This is a genomic window from Okeania sp., assembly GCF_983059655.1.
Genome location: NZ_CEZPJD010000906.1, coordinates 1 through 2,945, shown reverse-complemented (window position 1 = coordinate 2,945; position 2,945 = coordinate 1). Strand labels below are relative to the sequence as shown.

The following is a 2,945-nucleotide window of genomic DNA, read 5'->3' as shown; positions in this document are numbered from 1 at the left end:
AATTGATTCTTGTTCCCCCCAAAGTTGGCTTGCTCGGGGGGCAAAATTCAGTATCTAATAAATTTTCCGAAAAATCCTTTTTTACTAATCACCTGTAGAATTATCTACAGGTTTATTTATTGTAGAAAATTTTAGTTTGAGAATAAATAGAAATCATGAGTACAGATACCCTCTCCTATCTTGGTCCGACCGAATTTCTAGTTAATCAACCTACTGTTATTACAGGTAAATTTAATCCCGAACAAATCCATAGTATTGCTCTAGTAGCAGAAGATAAATATCCTTTAAATGTTACTAAAAATCAAACTACAGGATTATGGCACACAATTTTAGAATCAGGGTTTAATGGTTCAGGAAATCGTTGGTTGCGACTAAAAGGTACGGATATAAATAACACTTCAGTTATTGAAAAAACTATTAATATTACTGTTAATACTGAACCAAATATTTACCCATCATTAACATTAATTACCCTTACGAATACTGTCTTTCAAGAAAGATTAGAAGAGCCAGATAATTTAACTACTGAAGAAAAAGCAAATCTAGCAGCAGGTCAAACTTATCGACTCCTCAAATATCAGTTAGTAGATAATTACCTACTAGTCGAACTTGCAACCCCTATTCCACCCATTGGCAAATTTGGCTATTTTAATTCTCAACAAGTACACTTATCTAAATGGGCGAAAATTCTCTACTTTAATCGAGATGATTTACCTGAAGCTCCAGAAGATAAAGCCTTACTATGGGTCAAAGAAAGAACTCAAATTAAACTTAGACCGGAATCTTATTCCCAACTAGTATCCAATGAACAAATAGAACTTTTTTCTGGAGAAACTTATATTATCCAAGGTTATGCAAGTGTAGAAGGTCATTTTCGAGTATCTTTAACTAAAGCTATCCCTGGTTTTGGCGATACAGGATATATCGAACCAGAAAAAGTGGAAATTATCAGGCAAGGGGAGACAGTAAAACATAGTCAGACAGCGATCGCTCTGAAAACTCTCAACAATACCATCATCAAAAAGCAACCAACAAACGAAGCATATTTAAAACCAGATGAAAAATTAATTCTGCAGAAAGGAATGGTTTATGGTGTCTCCAACTACACATACCAAAATAACCATACAAGAATTTTACTTACAGAAAATCTACCGAACTTTGGTAACGAAGGGTATGTATATCCAGATTTTGTGCAATTAACTGAAGCTAGTCAAGCTTTTGCAACTGCTGCCACACTCAAATTTTTAGCTCCAGCAGAAGTTTTGGTAAATCAAAGCACTATTCTGCGAGGTACTTATGATTCTAGTCAAGGAAAAACCTTAGCAGTGACTGCGGAAGATAAATATCCATTGCCAGTGAATCTTGACTCAGAGTCTGGTTTATGGGAAGTTAAATTAAGTCGAGGATTTAATACAGCGGGAACACGGTGGTTACGCTTACAAAGTCTTGATAGTAAAGGAAATATTGTTGATAGTAAAGTAGTTAATATCTATGTAAGTTCAGAACCAATATCTGCGGGAAAAGATATTAAGTTGAAACTTGTCAAAGATACTTTTTTTAAATTATATCCTATAGATAGTTCCAAGCTTAACAATCAACAAAAAGTTAGGGTTGAAGCAGGAGAAATTTTTACTGTTGAAAAATATGGATTAGTTGATGGGCATTTAAAAGTGGTATTGAGTAATGAGATATCACCGATAGGAAATTTTGGCTATTTTTATGAACCCCATGTTGAAATGACAAAAGGTTCTAAACTTCTATTATTTGATTTTACCGATGTTCCAGATACTTATATCAGCGCTAAAATATTGGTAGTTCAAAAAACTTATATTAAGGGTAGTCCAGAAGATTCATCTCAACTTGATGATAATCAAACAGCAGAATTATCTCTAGGTCAGACTTTGGCAATTACTGGTTATGCTTCCACTAAAGGGCATTTTCGTGTAACTCTGCTGGAATCTATTCCTGGTTTTGGTAAAGTGGGATATATTTATTGGCAGCACGTTAGAATCAAGAAACAAGAAGAGGAAATACTCTACGATCCTAATGCTATTACGATGACGGTTCGAGAAACTACTGTGATTAAAAAGCGACCTTTGTTTTCATTTTTGTTAGGTCGCTCAGAAAGGGTAACGTTACCTATCGGTAGGGTATACGGGGTGAATAGTTATGCTGTAGAGGGAAGTCATCTCAGAGTTGCTTTGACCGAACAAATGGGGGAATTTGGTAATACTGGTTATGTGTTTCCTAGTTACTTTTTGTTTAAACGTGGGAATAAATCTTTTAATCCCATTAGAAATAAAATAGAACTGAATGTTCCCTATTTCTCTCAACGTGATAACCCTCGGTTTTATTGGTCTACTTGTAATGTGACATCGATCGCAATGATATTTGCTTATTATGGAGTGCGGTCTTATTGGGGTGGGCAGTTAGAAGATGAGTTGTTGGAATGGTGTTTTAATAATTATGGTCAGGGTTCCGAAACAGACCACAGTGTATTATCAGCTTTAATTCGTGCTTATGATTTTGAGACAAGTTTTAGCACTACCCGTGAGTGGTCTGAGGTTAAAAATGAGTTGAATAATGGTCGTCCAGTAGTTGTAGCAGGAGACTTTACTGCTAGCGGTCATATTTTGACAGCGATCGGATATAGCTCTAAGGGTTATATTGTTAACGATCCTTGGGGAAATGCTTTAACTGGTTATTCTGATACTGAAGGTACTCGTTTAACTTATCCTTATGATTACATGGATCGAGTTGCAGGTCCTAATGGAGGTGTTTGGGCGCATTTTATTCGGAAAAAGTAGCAATCAGGAGTTAGGAGTCAGGAGGGAAGTAAAGTGGGAATTATCTAGGGATATTCCAGCATTTTATGTCTGCATTGAATGGAATCTGCTTCTGACCCCTCAGTTATCAGTTATCAGTTATCAGTACCTCGGACTAAA

General features: G+C 35.8%; 1 protein-coding gene. It reads left to right on the top strand.

Annotated features, from left to right (window positions below; translation table 11 throughout):
* Positions 1-155 precede the first annotated feature (155 nt).
* Positions 156-2,807 carry a C39 family peptidase gene (locus tag AC3DU7_RS30010; RefSeq protein ID WP_488042895.1) on the top strand — a complete coding sequence of 884 codons (2,652 nt, stop codon included), beginning with the start codon at positions 156-158 and terminating at the stop codon, positions 2,805-2,807.
* Positions 2,808-2,945 lie beyond the last annotated feature (138 nt).